Below are 21,818 nucleotides of genomic sequence, written 5' to 3'. Positions count from 1 at the left end.
AATCTGAACTGGTTGCATTTTTTTATATTTAAACTTTACCTTTGTACCAAAAGCAATTCCTTTGAATCAAAAGTTGATAACATCATTTTCGAACTCTATTTCAGTACAAATCAAAAGAGAAGATTTGATTCATCCCTTTGTTTCTGGAAATAAGTTTAGAAAGCTCAAATACAATTTACTTCAAGCCAAGGCAGAGAATCAACAAACCTTGCTTACTTTTGGAGGTGCTTTTTCCAATCATATTGCTGCAGTAGCTTTTGCAGGTAAAGAACGAGGATTCAAAACTATTGGAATCATTAGGGGAGATGAATTAGCGCAGAAAGTCAATGAAAATCCCACTTTGTTATTTGCCCAAAATTGTGGTATGCAACTGGAATTTATTTCTCGGGAAGAATACCGATTGAAAAGTGAAGTGTCTTTTATCGAAAATTTGAAACAAAAATTCGGCAATTTTTATCTAATTCCAGAAGGCGGAACAAATGCGCTAGCGATCAAAGGCTGCGAGGAAATAATTACGCACGAAGATACTGATTTTGATTATATTTGTTGTTCCATAGGGACTGGCGGAACCATTTCAGGATTAATTAATAGTGCTTTGCCTCATCAAAAAGTTTTAGGTTTTCCTGCATTAAAAGGGGATTTTTTAAAAGAGGAAATTCGTAATTTTGCTCAAAATGAGAATTGGGAGCTAATATCGGACTATCATTTTGGTGGATATGGAAAAATAAATGCAGAACTAGTGCTATTTATAAATCACTTTAATGCTGAAAACCATATTCCTTTGGATCCTATTTATACTGGAAAGATGGTTTTTGGCGTTATAGATTTGATACAAAAAAATTATTTCCCTGCAGAATCAAAAATTTTAATGATCCACACTGGAGGAATTCAGGGAATTCAAGGAATGAATATTAAATTAAAAAACAAACAGTTACCAACAATAGATACCTATGTTTAAAAAAATCCTACTCCTTTTTACCCTACTTACTTTAATAGGCTGTACCGCCACCAAGCCAGTTATTGTAACCACAAAAAAAGCACCTTTAAAATCAAAAAAGGAGGTCGTCAGGACGGTCAGAAAGACAAACACAATTACCCCAAATAGAACAAAAAGCAGCGCGTCAATTCCAATCAAGGCGGAATCTAAAAGGAATGATACGGAAACAATTGTTTCTACTTCAAGAACCGTAGTCACAAACGATGTTGTTCGCGTTTATATTTCTCAATATAAAGATGTGGCAATGGGAAATATGCGAAATTACGGAATCCCAGCAAGTATTATATTGGCACAAGGAATTTTAGAATCGGGTGCAGGAAGAGGCGATCTAGCGATGAATGCCAATAATCATTTTGGTATAAAGTGTCATGTAGGTTGGACCGGAGATAGTGTCAAACATGATGATGATGCAGCACAAGAGTGTTTTAGAAAATATGATAATCCATCGGAATCGTTTAAGGATCATGCTGTGTTTTTAACCGGAAGAAGCAGGTATGCAAAACTTTTTGGATTTTCAAAAGGCGATTATAAATCATGGGCCAGAGGACTTCGAACCGCGGGATACGCAACAGACCCCAAATATCCAGATAAATTAATCTCTTATATTGAGCGGTACAATTTATATCAATATGACAATCAGGTTTTGGATGTTAATTATGTTTCCAATGAAAAACAGCTGGTAGAGGAACTCACCATCGAAGCCAGAAACCCTGTCAATACTAGTTTGGCTTCCTACATAGTTCAAAAAGGAGATACGCTCTATTCGCTTTCTAAAAAATTTGAAGTACGCGTAGAAGATTTAAAACAAAAAAACAATCTCTCTGACAATACACTTTCTATTGGGCAGAAGCTGGTCGTAAAATAATTTAAAATAATGATAACTTATAATTCATAAATGGTATACAAAAGAAGTAGTCAGCTTTTTGCTGAAGCAGAAAAAGTAATTCCAGGAGGTGTCAACTCGCCAGTACGAGCTTTTAAAGCGGTGGGTGGAACTCCAATTTTTGTCAAAAGTGCCAAAGGAGCCTATTTGTACGATGAAGACGGAAACCGTTTGATAGACTATATCAATTCTTGGGGACCTATGATTTTAGGACATGCTTACGAACCAGTGGTTCAAGCCGTAATTGAAAAAGCGAAATTAGGAACTTCGTTTGGAATGCCAACAGAATTGGAAACACAAATTGCAGCTTTAGCCGTTTCGATGGTTCCAAATATCGATAAAATTAGATTTGTAAATTCCGGTACCGAAGCCTGTATGAGCGCAGTTAGGCTTGCTCGTGGATTTGCCAAAAAAGATAAAATAATCAAGTTTGCCGGCTGTTATCACGGTCATTCGGATTCTTTTTTAATCCAAGCGGGAAGTGGAGCAATCACTTTCGGTTCGCCAAACAGTCCGGGAGTTACTGCGGGAACGGCCAAAGATACTTTGCTGGCAACATACAACGATTTAGAAAATGTAGCGGCTTTAATTGAAGCGAATAAAAATGAAATTGCAGCGATAATCGTTGAACCAGTTGCAGGGAATATGGGTTGCATTCCGCCAAACAAAGGCTTTTTGGCAGGCTTACGCCAAATGTGTACTGACAATGATATTCTATTAATCTTTGATGAGGTTATGACCGGATTCAGGTTAGCTGCAGGTGGAGTTCAAGAATTACTAAATGTAAATGCTGATATCGTTTGTTTCGGAAAAGTAATTGGAGGAGGTTTGCCAGTAGGCGCTTTTGCCGCTCGTGCCGAAATCATGAATTATCTGGCTCCGCTAGGTCCTGTTTATCAGGCAGGAACATTGTCAGGAAATCCTTTGGCTATGGCCGCAGGATTAGCGATGTTACAAGCATTGGATAGTGATCGGGCTATTTTTAAACGATTAGCAGAGAAAACAGCCTATTTGGCTGCAGGAATTGATAAAGTGCTGAAAGCAAATAATGTTACGTTTACGATCAATACCATTGGCTCCATGATTTCAGTTCATTTTGATGCAACGCCAGTGATAGATTTTCAAACTGCTGCAAAGGGCGATAATGAAACGTTTAAGAAATTCTTTCACGGTTTATTGCAGGAGGGAATCTACATTGCGCCTTCGGCATACGAAACGTGGTTTATTACCGATGCATTAACGTATGAGGATTTAGATTTCACTATTCAGGCAATAGACAAAATTTCTAAAACATTTTAAACCTAAAAAAGCCCCAATTCGGGGCTTTTTTATGAACTAAGATGAAATAGTTTAAGTAAATGGATTATTTTTTATCACCCATTTTTGCTGCTTTTCTGCCGTTATGATGCGCCATTCTTTGATTCATTCGGTTGTGCTTTTTCCCTTTCATGTCATCCCATTTTTTATATTGGTCTGCTGAAAGAATTTTTTTCATTCTCTCTTTCATCACAATCTGTTCGTCTAACATTTGGCTTTTTTTAGCAAACAGCTCTTCCGAAGTAAGTTGTTTTTTAGTTGCCGCTTTCGTGCCTTTTCTTTCAGCCATTCGGGCTTCTCTTTTATTAGTTTGTTCAGCAATGACTTTACTCATTTCTTTTTGTTGAGAAGCATTCAATTCTAATTCCAAAGTCATCTTTTTCAAGTGCAATTGGTTTCTTTGCTCTGGAGTCATTTGCTCCATTTTGGCTCTTTCTGGTCTTGCTTTTCTTTCTTGTGCAAAGCTTGTCATTCCGACAACTACTAATGCAACGATAAATAATTTTTTCATTTGTATTGTTTTAAGTTTTATAGTTATAGGATAGGAATGTACCTAAAAAGTTTAATCGTTAACAAAAGTTTATCTTTTTGGTTTTAGGATTGAATGTGAATTTTAAGTTGTTTTTTTTCTGTAAAATGTACTTAAATAAGTCCGGATTCTAGTTTTGAAAGCATGATATTTATCAGTTTTTATACGGTTTAGTTTCCCGAATTTTGGGGTTTATTTATTAAATCATTTTTAACATGACAGAAAATAATCCCCTTCATACGTTCCATATTCCCGTGATGGGACTTGCCTATACTATTGATAGTCCGATACGTGTAGCTAAATATGGAATATCGTCCGTTATTTCAATTATGGATGATGAGCTTATCGAAAAAATGAATGCTTTTTACAGCAAGAAATTCGATTTACCCTATCAGGAAATTACACAAAAAATTCACGATTACCGCGCAGAACGCATTACTTCGTATCTGAATTTGGTAGACAAAATCGTGAAGGAAAAATTCGAAAATTTCAAAACGGAATTATCGGAAAGCAAATCAGCTTTGGAAAATTACATTGCCATGTTGCCCAACAAATCAGCCATTAAAGCAGGCTTGCAAAATTTGATGGAAGACGGTTTTGCTTTCAAAGATAATATCAAAAATTATCTGGAGAAAAATCTTTATCCGGGCGATATTGATGTTAATATTATGACCAAATTGGATAAGGATAATTTCATCAAAGAGGAACAATTACCCATTACTTTTAATGATGCACATGCTGCGCTGCGTGGGTTTGTAAACAGTACATTAGCATCTTCGGTTGTTTTATCGGCAGGGATGAATCCAAGATTATACAGCTATTTCGAAAGTTTTTCAGCTTTCTTTCCGGATGCGAATAATGCACTGAAGAAGAAAATCACGCTGAAAGTAAGCGACTTTCGCTCGGCGATGATTCAAGGGAACTTTTTAGCTAAAAAAGGACTTTGGGTTTCTGAATACCGAATCGAATCCGGACTGAATTGTGGCGGACACGCTTTTGCCACCGAAGGCTATTTATTAGGACCAATTCTGGAAGAATTTAAACAGAAAAAAGAACAACTGATTCAATCTGCGCATGAGTTAATGGTGAAAGCATTGGCACAAAAAGAAATACATGTTCCAGAACAACCTTTGGATTTAAAAATCACGGTTCAAGGCGGCGTAGGAACTGCTGAAGAGCATGATTTTCTATTGGAAAATTATAATGTGGATTCTGTGGGTTGGGGTTCGCCGTTTTTATTGGTTCCTGAAGCCACTTCGGTAGATAAACACACCAGAGATTTATTGGCTGTAGCCAAAGAAGATGATCTGTATTTAAGTCATATTTCGCCGTTGGGAATTCCTTTTAACACGTTGCGAGGAACTACTAATGAAACGCTAAAACAAAAACGAATTAATGACAATAAAGCGGGAAGTTCCTGCCCCAAACGCTTTTTGGCGTTAAGCAAAGAATACGATGCCACGGGAATTTGTACGTCATCTAAGAAATACCAAGACTTGAAACTGGAAGAATTGCTGCTTCAAAAAGATGTTTTAACTGCTGAAGTTTTCGAAAAAAAGAAAAACAGTATTACGGAGAAAGCCTGTCTTTGTGTGGGGTTAGCTAATGCTTCGTATTTGGAGAATGACATTAAAATAAAAGGTCAGGCGCAAGGCGTCATTATTTGTCCAGGACCCAATATGGCTTATTTTGATCAAGAAGTTTCACTGTCTAAAATGGTGCAGCATATTTATGGAAACGCATCAGTATTGACGGTTACCAATCGACCAAATCTATTTGTGAAAGAGTTAAAAATGTATTTGGATTATCTGAAAAATGAAATATCAGCAGTTACGGAAGAAATCACTTTGGGACAAATTAAAAAATGGAATTCGTTTAAAAATAATTTGCTACAAGGAATCGAATATTATGAAGATTTATTTTCAATAACTCCTTTTTTCGAAAGTACTAAAAAAGAGATTCTTAGTCAATTTAATTCCTATAAATTAGAATTATTTGAGATTGAAATCCCCGAATTGAAATTGGCGTAAAGCCTCCAGAAAGTTGTTTTTAAATAGAATGATTTTTACAGGATTATTCTATTTAAAAACATTTTTTATACTCCATGATGTTGTAAATTTGCACCGTGAAAAAAATCATATTCATAATTGTATTAATCCTACTTGTAAAGCCAGTCCTTCCGGTTTTAGAGTATGTTATCAATTATGAATACATTTCAAAAGTGCTTTGTATCAATAAGGACAAACCTAAAATGCAATGTAACGGAAAGTGTCATTTGATGAAAGAATTGGCTAAAGCTTCTGATGCTGAAAAGCCTCTTTCTACAGATAAAAAAGGAACGACTTCAATCCTTGACGTACTCATTTTTGAGGAAATAAAATCTTTTGATATTATACCGCTTTGTTTTGGAACCAAAGAAAAAACAAACTCCTACTATTCTAATTTATATTTTCACTTGAATAGTGCTTCTGTGTTTCACCCGCCCGCTTTCATTTCTTAAATTTTTAGGCACGTAGTGTGCTTTTATTAATTCGTTTTTTTTAAACGGATGAGATTTTGTTTGCTTTTTTTGGAAATAAATCATCCAAAAACGGCATGCAAATCAATACCTAATATTTAAAATAAAATCTTAAGAAATGAAATTTCAATTAAAAAATATACTAGCTGTAATGGCTATCGCAGTTACCTTATTTTCTTGCTCTAATGACAATGATAATGAAGCGATTACCGGAAACGGAAATCTAAAATTAGAATTCGATAACGTATACAAATCGGCTAATTTTGCTTTTAATACGAACTACACTAATCCGAATGCTGAGGTGGTTGCAGTTTCTAAAGCCATGTACATTGTGAGTAATATTGTATTGACAAAAGAAGACGGAACTACATTTACGTATCCAAAAAGTCAAAGTTATTTTATTGTAGATGAAGCTACGCCTGCAACATTAGTATTGAATCTTACTAATATTCCTGCCGGAAATTATACTAAAGTTACCTACGGAATTGGAGTTGATAAAACCCAATGGGAAGCTGGAGCAACGGGTCAAGGGGACTTTTTGGCAACAGCACAAACTGCTGGAATGATGTGGTCTTGGAGCGCCGGTTATAAGTTTGTGGCTTTCGAAGGTTCTTTTACAGCACCCACAGTGTCAGTAGCCAAAGAATTTAAAGTACACACTGGACAAACTGGAACCGATTATAACTATGCCGAAGTTACTTTGGGTTTTCCTGAAAAAGCATTGGTACGAACTACAATTACGCCTCAAGTTCACATTATGGCTGATTTGTCCCAAGTAATTGACGGAACCAATAAAATCAATTTTTCAGAATCAGCAACCGTCATGGGCGGTGCTAAATTAGCATTAGTAACCGCTAATATTTCTTCGATGTTTACAATAGACCACGTACATAACGACTAAATTTAAATCTAATAGCGGTTTGATATTAAAGTCTGATCGCTTTTAAAAAAAATATAAAATGAAAGCAAAATATATCATATTGCTCATTTTGCCGTTGTTTTGGAATTGTTCTACTGATGACAACGAGGCTTATCAAAATATCCCTTTGGATTTTCAGGTTCCGGCAAATTTCCCACCTTTGGCTTATAATTTAGCGAATAATCCACCAACAGAAAAAGGATTTGAACTCGGAAAAAAACTTTTCTACGACGGGCGATTGGCTTCGGATGGCATTGTTTCCTGCGGTTTTTGTCATATTCAGGAAGATGCATTTACGCATCACGGCCACACTTTGAGTCATGGTGTTGATGACGCCATAGGAACCCGAAACACGCCGCCAATCCAAAATTTGGCCTATCAAACCACATTTATGTATGATGGTGCAACGACACATTTAGACCTGCAACCCATAATTCCGTTCACCAGTCCTATCGAAATGAATGGTGATTTTGCGAAAGCGGTTGCTATGATGAAAGGAGATGCTGAGTACCAAAAGCTATTCAAAATTGCTTTTACGGATGGACAAATCAATTCCGAAAACATGCTCAAAGCCTTGGGACAATTTATGGTAATGGTTACGTCCTCAAATTCTCGTTTTGACAAGTACCGCCGCAGCGAATCGGGTGGAACACTCACGCAAGTGGAGCAGGATGGTTATGCCATTTTCAATCAAAAATGTTCCAGTTGTCACGCCACAGATTTATTTACGGACAATTCTTTTAGGAATAATGGTTTGCCTGTAGATCCCGCATACAATGATATTGGTCGTTTTCGCGTGACGGAGTTGCCTCAGGATAAGTATAAATTCAAAGTGCCAAGCCTTAGAAACATAGAGAAAACGGCTCCTTACATGCACGATGGCCGCTTATTTACGCTGGAAGCTGTTATGGAACATTACAATTCTGGTGTAGTCAATTCAGCTACTTTAGACCCCATTTTGAACAAAAACGGATCACTCGGAATTCCATTAACAACAACCGAAAAAACAAAAATTATTGCTTTCCTAAAAACATTGACGGACGCGCAATACCTAACAGACAAACGTTTTTCTGAATATTAATTTAAGAAGCTATTTCCTGCTGTACACTGCAAGTCCTCACTACAAAAGCTGTTTTTCTATGTCCTGAAAAGAGCTTCCGCTGGTCGCTTTTTCAGGACAAGAAAAACAAGCTTTTTCGCTCCGGGCTTTCCGTTTCCATCAGGGCTAAAAACAACAAACATGAAAAAATACGCATTACTTTTAGTACTTCTATTTCAATTGGCAAACGCCACCGAAAAAGATAGTTTAAATACCATAAATCCATTTACAAAATACCATTCATTCCTAGAAGAAGAGGATTTTTGTGATGCCTGTGGCTGCTCAGCCAGCGGCGGAAGCATGGGATTCGCCTCGATGTTGAATTCTAATTTCGTCGGGATTCGGTATTTCAATCAACAATACAAATCCATGGATGGTTTGTACAGCAATTCACCTTGGTACAAAGAAAATTTCAATACCGTTCAGGTTTGGGGCCGAATCCCAGTAAGCGAAAAAGTGCAGGTTTCGGCATTACTACCGTATCATTTTCATGAAAGAGAAACCGCGACAGGCGATAAAAGCATTAGTGGGATTGGCGATATCACGGTTTTGGCAATGTATCGGTTGTATCAAACGCATAAAGACAGCACTTTTTTGGTTCATACGTTGCAATTGGGAGGCGGAATAAAAGCGCCAACCGGAAAATTCAATGAAGCGAATTCTGGAAGTATCAATCCAAGTTTTCAAGTCGGAACAGGAAGTTGGGATTATCTTTTGGCTACCGAATATATCGTAAAAAGAAAGCAATTTGGCTTAAACTCGATGCTGAATTATGTTATAAAAACAGAAAACCAAAAGAGTTATCGTTTTGGAAATCAGTTAAATTATGCAGGGACTTTTTTCTATTTGTATGAGAAAAATAGTTTTTCTATTGTTCCACAACTGGGTTTTGCTGGTGAAGTTTATGAAAGTAATTGCCAATACAATCAAAAATTACGGAATACAAGTGGCGATATTCTTTTCGGGAAAGTTGGTTTTGAGGTTGGTAAAGACAGACTTTCTTTTGGAGCGAATGCCATGTTACCCATCAATCAAAATCTTACCGGCGGCAATGTAGAAGCAAATTACAGATGGAGTGTAAACCTTAATTATAGTTTGTAATTGTCGAGTCTCTTTTATGTTGGAGTTGTCATTTGATGCCACTTCAATTCCTTACTTTTACAGTCCAATTAAAAAAAAGAATATGTTTCAAAATAAGAATTTTTGTTTTTCGTTTTGCTTCTTAATAATTAGCACTCTCGGTTTTGCACAGGTAAATGAATATGTTTTGCAATTTAAAACACCATTACAATTGCATCGTTTTTTAAAATATTCGAACAAAAGTATCCCTTTGATCAGTGCGCATAGAGGTGGTCCAACAACAGGATTTCCAGAAAATAGTACCGCTACATTTGCAAATGCTATTCGATACAATCCTACAATTGTAGAAACGGATATTGCGCTGAGTAAAGATTCTGTTTTGGTTATGATGCACGATAATAAGCTTGATAGAACAACTACGGGTACGGGTAAGATTGAAAAATACACCTATAAAGAATTACAGCAATTCTTTTTAAAGGATAATGAAGGCAACCAAACCCCTTATAAAATAGAAACTTTAGATCAGGTTCTGCAATGGGGGAAAGGCAAAGTAATTTATAACCTTGATGTAAAAAAAGGAGTTCCTATGAAAATGATTGTCGATGCAGTACGCAGGAACAAAGCCGAAGCGTATTCTGTTATTATAACCTACAATGCAACTCAAGCCGCCGAAGTAGCTCAACTGGCTCCGGATTTAATGATTTCGGTTTCGGCGAGAGGAAAAGAAGATGTAGAGCGTATGGAAAATCTGGGTGTCAAAGTGGATAAAATGATCGCTTTTGTGGGTACAGCAGAGCCAAAGGCCGAAGTGTATCAGTATTTAAACGGCCGAGGTATAGCTTGTATTTTGGGTACTATGGGCAATATCGATAAAAGTGCTGCCGCAAATGGGGATGCTTTGTATTATAAATTAATTGAAAATGGCGCAACTATTCTTTCGTCTGATCGACCTGTTCAAGCAGGAAAACAAGCAACGAAATTCACTAACGACAAAAAGCTGAAATCAAGGCATATTAAAATTATAAAGCGATAATAATAAAAAAGCATTATTTTAAATTCTCTATTATTTTCTAAAATTGGTTGGCAACCCTTTCTAGTGAACCAATTGAAGTAGTTTTTTATTTCGGCAAACGTTTCAATTTAGTTGTTTTTTAAAGTTTTTTAAAATTTTAAAACCATAGTGAACTACACTTCGTACATGAAGGGATAACTAAATAAATAAACGATGAAAAACAAACAACAAAAAATAGGTTTTGCTTCCATTATTGGTCTAGCCCTTTTATCTAGTATTGCAATTTCTTGTAATGATGAGGATAGCAATGAAATGATGATGCCAGTATCGGCACCAGATGTAAATTTTACGGCATTAGCCAGTAATAATACAATTCTGACCTTTAATGCACGAAATTTAGGAACTCCAACTTCGACTACACCAATTGTTGGTTTACCTACATCAGAAAACATCGTAAGTATTGATTACAGACCTGCAACCGGACAGTTATATGCTGTAGGTTCGTCTAGTCGTCTTTATTTTATTAATGAGAAAAGTGGAGTTGCAACTGCATTGGGTGCTGGATCTTTTTCTCCTGTTGTTGCTGGAGTTAATGCTTCATTGGATTTTAATCCAACCGTAGATAGAATTCGTTTGGTAACAGAATCAGGCCAAAATTTAAGATTGCACCCAGAATTAGGAACTGTTGTAGCAACGGATGGTGTTATTAATGGCGGTACAAATCCTAAAATTGGTGCAGTAGCGTATACGAATAGTATGGCTGGTGCAACAACTACAATGTTGTATGATATCGATTTCGAACAAGATAAGTTATATATTCAATCGCCACCTAATGATGGTGGACTTCAGCTTGTAGGTGATTTAGGAGTTGACTTTCAAGGTGCAGGGGATATGGATATTTCAGCAGATAATTCTACTGCCTTGGCTGTAACTAATAATACAAATGGATCTACATTATATACCATTGATTTAGCAACGGGGAAAGCCGTTGATGTTGGAAAATTCACTGCTCCAGTAATTAGTATTGCGTTCAAGACGAATCCAGTTGCTTATGCTACAACTTCGGGCAATATGTTGGTTCGTTTTAATCCTACAAACGGAAGTAATACTTCTGTTTCATTAACTGGGTTGGCTACAAATGAAAGTATTGTAGGGCTAGATTTTAGACCAGCAAATGGAGCATTATATGCGATCTCTAATCAAAGCAGATTATTTTCTGTGAATACAGCTAGTGGTGCATTAACAGCAGTTGGGTCTCCATTGTTAACGGTCTTGTCAGGTACTTCTTTTGGTTTTGATTTCAATCCAACAGTAGATAGAATCAGGTTAGTAAGTAATACAGGTCAAAACTTGCGTTTACACCCAGATTTAGGAACAGTAGTATTTGTAGATGGTAATTTAAATCCTGGAACCCCATTTGTTACGGGTGCCGCATATACCAATAATGTGGCTGGTGCAGGTACAACCACTTTATTTGTGATGGATTCATAAACGGATATGTTATACCGTCAAGATCCACCAAATAACGGAACATTAGTTGCTATTGGAAATTTAGGAGTTAATATTGATGAAGATAGCGGATTTGATATCGGTGGAAATAGTGCTACTGCTTTCGCCTTATTAAAGGTAAATAATAGTACTTCAGTTTTTAGTATCAACTTGACAACTGGTGCAGCAACCAAAGTTGCTGAACTAAATATTCAAGCTACAGCGATGGCGGTTGGTTTAGGATTTTAAAACTAAAATATTCTTGAAATAAAAAGTTGGCTCTAATCAAAGAGCCAACTTTTTTTGTTTTTACACACTGACTATTTTAAAAATGCAAAGCAAAACCAAGATTAAACTGTAAACTATTGTCATAATATTGTTTGTGAGTTGCCATATTATAACGAATTCCGGGTTCGATACTTACATTTTTACCTAAAAATACCGCATAACCAACTTGCGCACCTATGTAGGTAGGATTAGCATCTGCGTCACCAAAACCGACTCCATTATAAGAAAGCTCAATAGGAATCATCGTTTTTAAATAGTATTTGGCTCCAATTTTATAAGCAATCGGTTCGCCGACCCCATCTATTTCTCCATAGCCTAATCCTAATTTAAGTGCCAGATTATCTTTGATAAAATAACCTCCTTCAGCTCCAATGTTGTAGGAAGTGATTCCGTCCGAAGAACTAAAATACATGGCGGTAGTCCCTACGTTTCTTCCAAAGCCAGTATTGGCTTCAATAAGCCATTTGCCTTTTGATACTTGACCTTCTTTGGCTTGACCATTGGCGAAGCCAAAAGCAAATAAGGCTAGAATCGATACAGTAATTTTTTTCATGTTGAATTGTTTTTTGTTCATCAAAAGTAACAGTTAAATCCAATTACCTAAGAATTTTATGACTTATTTAACAGAAGTAAAGTAGTACAAAAGAAGACGATTTTCTGTAGCTGAAAAGGAAATTTTTAGTCAGATCGAGTATTTTTCTCTCGAAGGTTCGGGAATAAAAATGTATCGAGAAGCGCTTTGCATTATAGAGTTCTCGAACATATGTTTGTCATCATCATCACCAAACACGTCTCTCTCGTTTATCCCGAACTTGTTTCGGGAAGTGTTTTTGGCTTGTAATGGATTTTCCAAACTAACCTAAAACTGTCAAGCCAAAAATGTATCGAGAAGCGCTTAATGTTATAAAGTTCTCGATACAATTTTTAAAGCAGTTCATTTAGTTTAAAAAGCGAGCTCGACTTTAGCTTTAAAAACCACTCGAACAGACGTCCGTAAAAGGTGTTTTAGTTTAACAAATCGAGCTTAGTATTGATAGCTATTCTTGTCTAATACATCTCCTCCGTTTATCCCGAACTTGTTTCGGGAAGTGTTTTTGGCTTGGAATGGATTTTCCAAACTAACCTAAAACTGTCAAGCCAAAAATGTATCGAGAAGTTCTTTTCGTTATAGAGTTCTCCTCAGTGCTAACTATTCCTGTCCTTGACGTCTCTTCGAGTGTTTTTGGCTTGTAATGGATTTTCCAAACTAACCTAAAACTGTCAAGCCAAAAATGTATCGAGAAGTGCTTTTTGTAATCAGTTCTCGATACAATTTTTAAAGCAGTTCATTTAGTTTAAAAAATAAGCTCGATTTTAACTTTAAAAACCACTCGAACAGACGTGCGTAACTGGCGTTTTAGTTTAACAAATCGAGCTTAGTATTGATTACTATTCTTGTCCAACACGTCTCTTCCGTTTATCCCGAACTTGTTTGGGGAAGTGTTTTTGGCTTGTAATGGATTTTCCAAACTAACCTAAAACTGTCAAGCCAAAAATGTATCGAGAAGCGCTTAACGTTATAAAGTTCTCGATACAATTTTTAAAGCAGTTCATTTAGTTTAAAAAGCGAGCTCGACTTTAGCTTTAAAAACCACTCGAACAGACGTGCGTAACAGGCGTTTTAGTTTAACAAATAGTATTTAGTATAGTATGCTTTTCCTTTCCTCTACGTCTCTTCCGTTTATCCCGAACTTGTTTCGGGAAGTGTTTTTGGCTTGTAATGGATTTTTCATTTTATCCTCAAACTCGTCAATCCAAAAAGGTATCGAGAAGTTCTTTTCGTTATGAAGTTCTGCTCAGTGTTAACTATTCCTGTCCTTGACGTCTCTTCCGTTTATCCCGAACTTGTTTCGGGAAGTGTTTTTGGCTTGTAATGGATTTTCTAAACTAACCTAAAACTGTCAAGCCAAAAATGTATCGAGAAGTTCTTTTCGTTATAGAGTTCTCGATACAATTTTTAAAGCAGTTCAGTTAGTTTAAAAAGCAAGCTCGACTTTAGCTTTAAAAACCACTCGAACAGACGCGCGTAACAGGCGTTTTAGTTTAACAAATAGTATTTAGTATTGTATACTTTTCCTTTCCTCTACGTCTCTTCCGTTTATCCCGAACTTGTTTCGGGAAGTGTTTTTGGCTTGTAATGGATTTTCCATACTAACCTAAAACTGTCAAGCCAAAAAGGTATCGAGAAGTTCTTTTCGTTATAGAGTTCTGCTCAGTGCTAACTATTCCTGTCCTTGACGTCTCTTCCGTTTATCCCGAACTTGTTTCGGGAAGTGTTTTTGGATTGTAATGGATTTTTTATACTAACCTAAAACTGTCAAGCCAAAAATGTATCGAGAAGTTTTTTTCGTTATAGAGTTCTCGAAGATATTTTCGTCATCATCACCAAACACGTCTCTTCGAGTGTTTTTGGCTTGGAATGGATGTTCCATACTAACCTAAAACTGTCAAGCCAAAAATGTATCGAGAAGCGCTTTTCATTATAGAGTTCTCGAAGATACTTTCGTCATCATCAACAAACACGTCTCTTCCGTTTATCCCGAACTTGTTTCGGGAAGTGTTTTTGGCTTGTAATGGGTTTTTCATACTAGCCTAAAACCCGCAAAGCCAAAAAATTATCGAGAAGCGTTTAACGTGATAAAGTTCTCCTCATTAGATACTATTCCTGTCCTTAACGTCTCTTCGAGTGTTTTTGGCTTGGAATGGATGTTCCATACTAACCTAAAACTGTCAAGCCAAAAATGTATCGAGAAGCGCTTTTCATTATAGAGTTCTCGAAGATACTTTCGTCATCATCAACAAACACGTCTCTTCCGTTTATCCCGAACTTGTTTCGGGAAGTGTTTTTGGCTTGTAATGGGTTTTTCATACTAGCCTAAAACCCGCAAAGCCAAAAAATTATCGAGAAGCTTTTAACTTGATAAAGTTCTCCTCATTAGATACTATTCCTGTCCTTAACGTCTCTTCGAGTGTTTTTGGATTGTTTAGAATTTCGCGGACTAACCTCAAACCCGTCAAGTCAAAAATGTATCGAGAAGCGCTTTTCGTAATCAGTTCTCGATACAATTTTTAAAGCAGTTCATTTAGTTTAAAAAGTAAGCTCGACTTTAGCTTTAAAAACCACTCGAACAGACGTGCGTAAAAGGTGTTTTAGTTTAACAAATCGAGCTTAGTATTGATAGCTATTCTTGTCTAATACATCTCCTCCGTTTATCCCGAACTTGTTTCGGGAAGTGTTTTTGGCTTGTTTAGAATTTCGCGGACTAACCTCAAACCCGTCAAGTCAAAAATGTATCGAGAAGCGCTTTTCGTAATCAGTTCTCGATACAATTTTTAAAGCAGTTCATTTAGTTTAAAAAGTAAGCTCGACTTTAGCTTTAAAAACCACTCGAACAGACGTGCGTAAAAGGTGTTTTAGTTTAACAAATCGAGCTTAGTATTGATAGCTATTCTTGTCTAATACATCTCCTCCGTTTATCCCGAACTTGTTTCGGGAAGTGTTTTTGGCTTGGAATGGATGTTCCATACTAACCTAAAACTCGTCAAGCCAAAAATGTATCGAGAAGCGCTTTTCGTAATCAGTTCTCGATACAATTTTTAAAGCAGTTCATTTAGTTTAAAAAGCGAGCTCGACTTTAGCTTTAAAAACCACTCGAACAGACGCGCGTAACAGGCGTTTTAGTTTAACAAATCGAGCTTAGTATTGATTACTATTCTTGTCCAACACGTCTCTTCCGTTTACCCCGAACTTGTTTCGGGAAGTGTTTTTGGATTGTAATGGATTTTTTATACTAACCTAAAACTGTCAAGCCAAAAATGTATCGAGAAGTTTTTTTCGTTATAGAGTTCTCGAAGATATTTTCGTCATCATCACCAAACACGTCTCTTCGAGTGTTTTTGGCTTGTTTAGAATTTCGCGGACTAACCTCAGACCTGTCAAGCCAAAAATGTATCGAGAAGCGCTTAACGTTATAAAGTTCTCGATACAATTTTTAAAGCAGTTCATTTAGTTTAAAAAGCGAGCTCGACTTTAGCTTTAAAAACCACTCGAACAGACGTGCGTAAAAAGTGTTTTAGTTTAACAAATCGAGCTTAGTATTGATTACTATTCTTGTCCAACACGTCTCTTCCGTTTATCCCGAACTTGTTTCGGGAAGTGTTTTTGGATTGTAATGGATTTTTTATACTAACCTAAAACTGTCAAGCCAAAAATGTATCGAGAAGTTTTTTTCGTTATAGAGTTCTCGAAGATATTTTCGTCATCATCACCAAACACGTCTCTTCGAGTGTTTTTGGCTTGTTTAGAATTTCGCGGACTAACCTCAGACCTGTCAAGCCAAAAATGTATCGAGAAGTTCTTTTCGTTATAGAGTTCTCGATACAATTTTTAAAGCAGTTCATTTAGTTTAAAAAGTAAGCTCGATTTTAACTTTAAAAACCACTCGAACAGACGTGCGTAAAAGGTGTTTTAGTTTAACAAATCGAGCTTAGTATTGATAGCTATTCTTGTCTAATACATCTCCTCCGTTTATCCCGAACTTGTTTCGGGAAGTGTTTTTGGCTTGTAATGGGTTTTTCATACTAACCTAAAACTGTCAAGCCAAAAAGGTATCGAGAAGTTTTTTTCGTTATAGAGTTCTCGAAGATATTTTCGTCATCATCACCAAACACGTCTCTTCGAGTGTTTTTGGCTTGTTTAGAATTTCGCGGACTAACCTCAGACCTGTCAAGCCAAAAATGTATCGAGAAGTTCTATTCGTTATAGAGTTCTCGATACAATTTTTAAAGCAGTTCATTTAGTTTAAAATGCAAGCTCGATTTTAACTTTAAAAACCACTCGAACAGACGCGCGTAACAGGCGTTTTAGTTTAACAAATCGAGCTTAGTATTGATTGCTATTCTTGTCTAATACATCTCCTCCGTTTATCCCGAACTTGTTTCGGGAAGTGTTTTTGGATTGTAATGGATTTTTTATACTAACCTAAAACTGTCAAGCCAAAAAGGTATCGAGAAGTTCTTTTCGTTTTAGAGTTCTCCTCAGTGCTAACTATTCCTGTCCTTGACGTCTCTTCGAGTGTTTTTGGCTTGTAATGGATTTTCTAAACTAACCTAAAACTGTCAAGCCAAAAATGTATCGAGAAGTTCTTTTCGTTGTAGAGTTCTCGAAGATACTTTCGTCATCATCACCAAACACGTCTCTACCGTTTATCCCGAACTTGTTTCGGGAAGTGTTTTTGGCTTGTAATGGATTTTCCATTTTATCCGCAAAATCGTCAAGCCAAAAATGTATCGAGAAGCGCTTTTCGTAATCAGTTCTCGATACAATTTTTAAAGCAGTTCATTTAGTTTAAAAAGCGAGCTCGACTTTAGCTTTAAAAACCACTCGAACAGACGCGCGTAAATAACTAGTTAGAAGGAGTAGATAATTAGATTTTCCATCTTCTTTTTTCAAGTACATAAATAATTATTTGAATTAAAAAAAAAGGAACTCCATTACGAAGTTCCTTTTAATATTCTATTATAAAATAAATTACTCTTTCAATCTACACGCTTTAGTATCACCATTTACGACAACTTCTGTCAATCCCAGAGAAGATAAGTTTTTCATGGCTTTATCCCATTTTTTACCGCTTAAGCCAGAGGTCATTTTTAGTGCGCCAAACTCCATTTGGTTGTCATTGGTTTTCAATAGCGCAACAATCAATTTCTCATCGTCTTCCAACTCGATTTGAACTTGTTTTTTCTCTTGTCGCATTTGTGGAAATAACAACACTTCTTGAATCGAAGCATTATTGGTCAAGTACATAATCAAACGATCCATTCCAATTCCCATTCCAGAGGTTGGAGGCATTCCGTATTCAAGCGCTCTCAAGAAATCTTCATCTATAATTCCGGTAGCCTCATCATCTCCTTTCTCAGCCAAACGCATTTGGTCTTCAAAACGAGCTCTTTGGTCAATTGGATCATTCAATTCTGAATACGCATTGGCCACTTCTTTACCACAAACCATCAATTCAAAACGCTCCGTCAATTCTGGATTGTCGCGGTGTTGCTTACACAAGGGTGACATCTCTTTTGGATAATCCGTGATATAAGTAGGTTGAATATAGTTTCCTTCACATTTGGCACCAAAAATCTCATCAATCAATTTTCCTTTACCCATTGTAGCATCCACGTCAATTCCCATGCCTCTTGCAGCATCAAAAAGTTCCGTTTCACTTTTTCCAGAGATATCAAAACCAGTAAAATGTTTGATTGAATCCGTCATCGTAACCCTAGCATAAGGCGCTTTAAAGCTGATTTTGTGTTCTCCAAAAGTAACGTCACTCGTTCCGTTGACCGCAATGGCGCAATATTCTAAAAGGTCTTCGGCAAATTTCATCATCCAGTTGTAGTCTTTATAGGCTACATATATTTCCATGGCGGTGAATTCCGGGTTGTGCGTACGATCCATTCCCTCATTACGGAAATTTTTCGAAAACTCATAAACCCCTTCAAAACCACCAACAATCAATCTTTTTAAATACAATTCATTGGCAATACGCATGTATAATGGCATGTCAAGGGAATTGTGGTGCGTAATAAAAGGACGCGCTGCAGCACCACCAGGAATCGGTTGTAACACTGGTGTTTCCACTTCGAGATAGCCTCTATCATTAAAGAACGTACGCATTGCATTAAACAATTTGGTTCTCTTGATAAACGTTTCTTTCACATGGTCGTTCACCGTTAAATCCACATAACGACGGCGGTATCTTTGTTCTGGATCTGCAAAAGCATCGTGCGTTTTTCCGTCCGCATCCGTTTTTACCACCGGAAGCGGTTTCAAGGCTTTCGCCAAAACCGTCAATCCATAAACATGAACGGAGATTTCGCCTACTTGAGTTTTAAAAACAGTCCCGCAAACCCCAATAAAATCGCCAATATCCAATAGCTTTTTGAAAACTACATTGTACATCGTTTTCTCTTCATCCGTCGAAATATCATCTCGCGATACATAAATTTGAATCCGTCCTTCGGCATCTTTCAATTCCGCAAAGGAAGCTTTCCCCATGATGCGTTTTCCCATCAAACGACCGGCCAAAACCACTTCTTTACCGTCGTACTTCTCGAAATCAGCAAGGATTTCGCTAGAATAGGCGGTGGTAATAAATTCGGCTGCAGGATAAGGTTCAATGCCTAAATCGCGTAATTGGGTAAGTGCTTCTCTACGTAATATTTCTTGTTCGGATAATGCCATTTTGTGCTGATTTTAAGAGCGCAAAGATACTGTATAAGTACCAAAGTAGCAAAGTGCTAAAGGTTTTTTGGAGCTATTTCCAGCTTTCCGTTGCAATCTTTTTATTTTTAAAGGAAAAATAAAAAGGATTTTCACTTTAATCTGGGCTAGGAATTGTAGTTATTAAGTTACATTTGTTAAAAATAACGATTCAAAATCATAAAAATTGAAAAATAAAATTTACATCGTACTGCTTTTAGTATTTTTTATAACAAGCTGCCAAGTCACAGAAACCATTCATTTAAATGAAGATGGAACCGGAAAAATTGAAATAAATAAGTTGCGAGACGAGCAAAGTTACATGCAATTAATGGGTGAAAACTACTCCAAAGAAGAAGTATTCAAGGATACCACTTATATTTTCAAGGATTTAATAGCACAGCATGCAGCAACATTTTCCAGACTACCTGCCTTTGAAAAAGCTATTTTCGAAAAATTTAATTCGGTGGAAGTACACAGCAAGAAAAGCTCTTTCGAGAAAGAATTTTGCACGACAATCCGTCAAAAGTTTACTAAAATAGAGGAAGTTGCCGACTTGTACAAAACCGAAGAGTATGCGGACGACATAGGAAATAATTACGCCTTGGTTGCCGAGGAGCATTACTACAGTGTGAATTTTACTTTTGATGGGAAAATTTTCAAACGAATAATCAAAATCACGGATGCTGTCGAACTAAAAAAACAACAAGATAAAATTTCAGAATTGAAAATTCAAGTAGCCAGTCTTAAAATTAGCCAAACTTATGTTTTAAAATATCATTTTCCTCGAAAAATAAAATCGGTTTCAAATCAAAATGCAAAAATAAGTGAAGATAAAAAAGCATTGGAATTGCAATTTCTTATAACCGATTGTTTGGTAAATCCTGAGAGTACCAATCTAGAGGTTTTCTTAGAATAACTAACAGAACTGAGTGTTGTTTTACAGAGCTGAATTGAGCTGCCAAAAATTAACAATGTTTTTAAATGTCTGAAAATTAAATATATGTAAAATTATCGCTAACTTTAAATTCTCTAAAATTCATTTAAAATTGCATCCCTTATTCCAAGTTTAAACGGAGGTGATTTTAAGAAATAAGTAAACAATTTAAATAAAGATAGTATGAAAGCACTTGTTTATTTCGGTCCTCGAGACGTGAGGGTGGTACAAATGCCGGATGCCAAAATTGAGCAACCGACGGATGTATTGGTTAAAGTAACCACAACTAATATTTGTGGATCAGATCTTCACATGTACGAAGGGAGAACAGATATGGAATCTGGAAGAATTTTGGGTCACGAAAACATGGGTAAGGTGGTTGAAGTTGGCAAAGCTGTAACTCAGATAAAAGTAGGAGATATGGTTTGTCTTCCGTTTAACATTGGATGCGGTCATTGTCAAAATTGTGAACGCGGCTTAACTGGTTTTTGTCTCACAATGAATCCGGGAACTGCCGGTGCTGCTTATGGTTTTGCGGGAATGGGACCTTACAGCGGGGGTCAGGCTGAGTACCTGCGTGTACCTCATGGCGACTTTAATTGCCTAAAATTACCCGAAGACGCCATCGAGAAGGAAAACGATTATGTGATGTTATCGGATATTTTCCCTACTGGATATCATGCCACGGAATTGGCTGGTGTAAAGCCAGGAGACTCTGTGGTTATTTATGGCGCAGGTCCGGTTGGACTTATGGCAGCACATTCAGCGAGTATTAAAGGAGCTAGTAAGATTATGGTTGTTGACAATCATCCTGATCGATTGAAGCTTGCTGAAAAACTAGGGGCGATTCCTATTGATTTTTCAAAAGGGTCAGCAGTAGAGCAGGTTTTGGAACTTACCAAAGGAATAGGCGCCGATAAAGGTTGCGAATGTGTGGGCTACCAATGTTGTGATAAACATGGTACTGAACATTCTAATATAACGATGAATGAACTCGTACAAGCAGTAAAAGCTACAGGTTCAATAGGGGTAGTGGGGGTTTTTGTTCCCAAGGACCCGAAATCAAAAGAAGATTTACAAAAAGAAGGGCACATGGATTTTGATTTTGGCCAATTCTGGATGAAAGGACAGCGAATAGCAACTGGACAGGCAAATGTAAAATCCTATGATCGTCAGCTTTGCACATTAATTTCTGCTGGTAAAGCTACACCATCATTAATTATTTCACATGAACTTTCACTGGACGAGGCTCCTAATGCTTACAAACATTTTGATGCTCGTGATGAAGGATGGACAAAAGTAATACTGAAACCAGAGATGGTTAAAAGTAAATAAAAAACGTATAATTATAGGAGGTATTCAACACAAGGGGAAACGAAAGGTGCGGTACCCTGCTTTGTGAACCGAATTCAGTAATTAAATGGGGTGATGTAATGCTATGTAAATAGATTATA

The 21,818-nt window shown here is 36.7% G+C and carries 17 protein-coding genes and 1 pseudogene; 12 read left to right on the top strand and 6 right to left on the bottom strand.

Annotated elements, in window-relative coordinates; genetic code table 11:
• The first annotated feature begins 61 nt into the window (after nt 1-61).
• From BUC11_RS05485 to hemL, 3 genes are read left to right on the top strand one after another with little or no spacing between them, the layout of a single operon-like run.
• Complete coding sequence (locus BUC11_RS05485; RefSeq protein ID WP_139259427.1) at nt 62-958, top strand: 1-aminocyclopropane-1-carboxylate deaminase/D-cysteine desulfhydrase; 897 nt, start codon at nt 62-64, stop codon at nt 956-958.
• The gene (locus BUC11_RS05480) at nt 951-1,862 is read left to right on the top strand and encodes a glucosaminidase domain-containing protein (RefSeq protein ID WP_073352674.1); all 912 of its coding nucleotides are present in this window, start codon (nt 951-953) and stop codon (nt 1,860-1,862) included. The genes BUC11_RS05485 and BUC11_RS05480 overlap by 8 nt, the downstream gene beginning before the upstream one ends.
• Before the next feature lie 30 nt (nt 1,863-1,892).
• The gene (gene hemL / locus BUC11_RS05475; protein WP_073352673.1) at nt 1,893-3,179 is read left to right on the top strand and encodes a glutamate-1-semialdehyde 2,1-aminomutase; all 1,287 of its coding nucleotides are present in this window, start codon (nt 1,893-1,895) and stop codon (nt 3,177-3,179) included.
• A gap of 64 nt (nt 3,180-3,243) precedes the next feature.
• Here the strand turns inward: hemL and BUC11_RS05470 are convergent, their stop codons facing one another.
• The gene (locus BUC11_RS05470) at nt 3,244-3,708 is read right to left on the bottom strand and encodes a hypothetical protein (RefSeq protein ID WP_073352672.1); all 465 of its coding nucleotides are present in this window, start codon (nt 3,706-3,708) and stop codon (nt 3,244-3,246) included.
• 233 nt (nt 3,709-3,941) lie between these two features.
• Between BUC11_RS05470 and BUC11_RS05465 the strand changes: the two genes are divergently transcribed.
• The 7 genes and pseudogenes from BUC11_RS05465 (at nt 3,942) to BUC11_RS05435 (ending at nt 12,091) form a co-directional block, all read left to right on the top strand.
• Entirely contained in the window at nt 3,942-5,756 is a 1,815-nt protein-coding gene (locus tag BUC11_RS05465; protein ID WP_073352671.1) for a hypothetical protein, read from the top strand.
• 95 nt (nt 5,757-5,851) lie between these two features.
• Nucleotides 5,852-6,226 carry a hypothetical protein gene (locus BUC11_RS05460; RefSeq protein ID WP_073352670.1) on the top strand — a complete coding sequence of 125 codons (375 nt, stop codon included), beginning with the start codon at nt 5,852-5,854 and terminating at the stop codon, nt 6,224-6,226.
• Nucleotides 6,227-6,362: 136 nt separating this feature from the next.
• The gene (locus BUC11_RS05455; RefSeq protein WP_073352669.1) at nt 6,363-7,145 is read left to right on the top strand and encodes an MbnP family protein; all 783 of its coding nucleotides are present in this window, start codon (nt 6,363-6,365) and stop codon (nt 7,143-7,145) included.
• Nucleotides 7,146-7,203: 58 nt separating this feature from the next.
• Complete coding sequence (locus tag BUC11_RS05450; protein WP_073352668.1) at nt 7,204-8,244, top strand: cytochrome-c peroxidase; 1,041 nt, start codon at nt 7,204-7,206, stop codon at nt 8,242-8,244.
• A gap of 159 nt (nt 8,245-8,403) precedes the next feature.
• Nucleotides 8,404-9,363: a transporter gene (locus tag BUC11_RS05445; protein ID WP_073352667.1), complete on the top strand. Its 960-nt coding sequence runs from the start codon at nt 8,404-8,406 to the stop codon at nt 9,361-9,363.
• Between the two features lie 82 nt (nt 9,364-9,445).
• Nucleotides 9,446-10,375: a glycerophosphodiester phosphodiesterase family protein gene (locus tag BUC11_RS05440; RefSeq protein WP_175547735.1), complete on the top strand. Its 930-nt coding sequence runs from the start codon at nt 9,446-9,448 to the stop codon at nt 10,373-10,375.
• 192 nt (nt 10,376-10,567) lie between these two features.
• Nucleotides 10,568-12,091, top strand: a pseudogene (locus BUC11_RS05435) (DUF4394 domain-containing protein).
• Between the two features lie 76 nt (nt 12,092-12,167).
• Here BUC11_RS05435 and BUC11_RS05430 read toward each other — a convergent pair.
• From BUC11_RS05430 to lysS, 5 genes are all read right to left on the bottom strand, one after another.
• Complete coding sequence (locus BUC11_RS05430; RefSeq protein ID WP_139259426.1) at nt 12,168-12,683, bottom strand: autotransporter outer membrane beta-barrel domain-containing protein; 516 nt, start codon at nt 12,681-12,683, stop codon at nt 12,168-12,170.
• A 1,919-nt stretch (nt 12,684-14,602) separates the two neighbouring features.
• Nucleotides 14,603-14,755, bottom strand: a complete 153-nt coding sequence (locus tag BUC11_RS16935) for a hypothetical protein (protein WP_175547734.1) — start codon at nt 14,753-14,755, stop codon at nt 14,603-14,605.
• Between the two features lie 130 nt (nt 14,756-14,885).
• Nucleotides 14,886-15,038 (bottom strand): hypothetical protein, encoded by a 153-nt coding sequence (locus BUC11_RS16930; RefSeq protein WP_175547734.1) that lies wholly within the window; start codon nt 15,036-15,038, stop codon nt 14,886-14,888.
• Between the two features lie 2,235 nt (nt 15,039-17,273).
• Nucleotides 17,274-17,426, bottom strand: coding sequence for a hypothetical protein (locus BUC11_RS16925; RefSeq protein WP_175547733.1), 153 nt, complete (start codon nt 17,424-17,426; stop codon nt 17,274-17,276).
• Between the two features lie 273 nt (nt 17,427-17,699).
• Nucleotides 17,700-19,409 carry a lysine--tRNA ligase gene (gene lysS, locus BUC11_RS05425; protein ID WP_073352664.1) on the bottom strand — a complete coding sequence of 570 codons (1,710 nt, stop codon included), beginning with the start codon at nt 19,407-19,409 and terminating at the stop codon, nt 17,700-17,702.
• A gap of 205 nt (nt 19,410-19,614) precedes the next feature.
• Here lysS and BUC11_RS05420 point away from each other — a divergent pair, with 205 nt between their 5' ends.
• Entirely contained in the window at nt 19,615-20,346 is a 732-nt protein-coding gene (locus tag BUC11_RS05420) for a hypothetical protein (protein WP_073352663.1), read from the top strand.
• A gap of 234 nt (nt 20,347-20,580) precedes the next feature.
• Entirely contained in the window at nt 20,581-21,699 is a 1,119-nt protein-coding gene (locus BUC11_RS05415) for a glutathione-independent formaldehyde dehydrogenase (RefSeq protein ID WP_217651036.1), read from the top strand.
• Nucleotides 21,700-21,818: the final 119 nt, after the last annotated feature.

This window comes from Flavobacterium xanthum (assembly GCF_900142695.1).
Taxonomy (GTDB): Bacteria; Bacteroidota; Bacteroidia; order Flavobacteriales; family Flavobacteriaceae; genus Flavobacterium; species Flavobacterium xanthum.
Note: the sequence above shows the minus strand (reverse complement) of the source record. Positions and strands in the feature narration are given on the sequence as shown.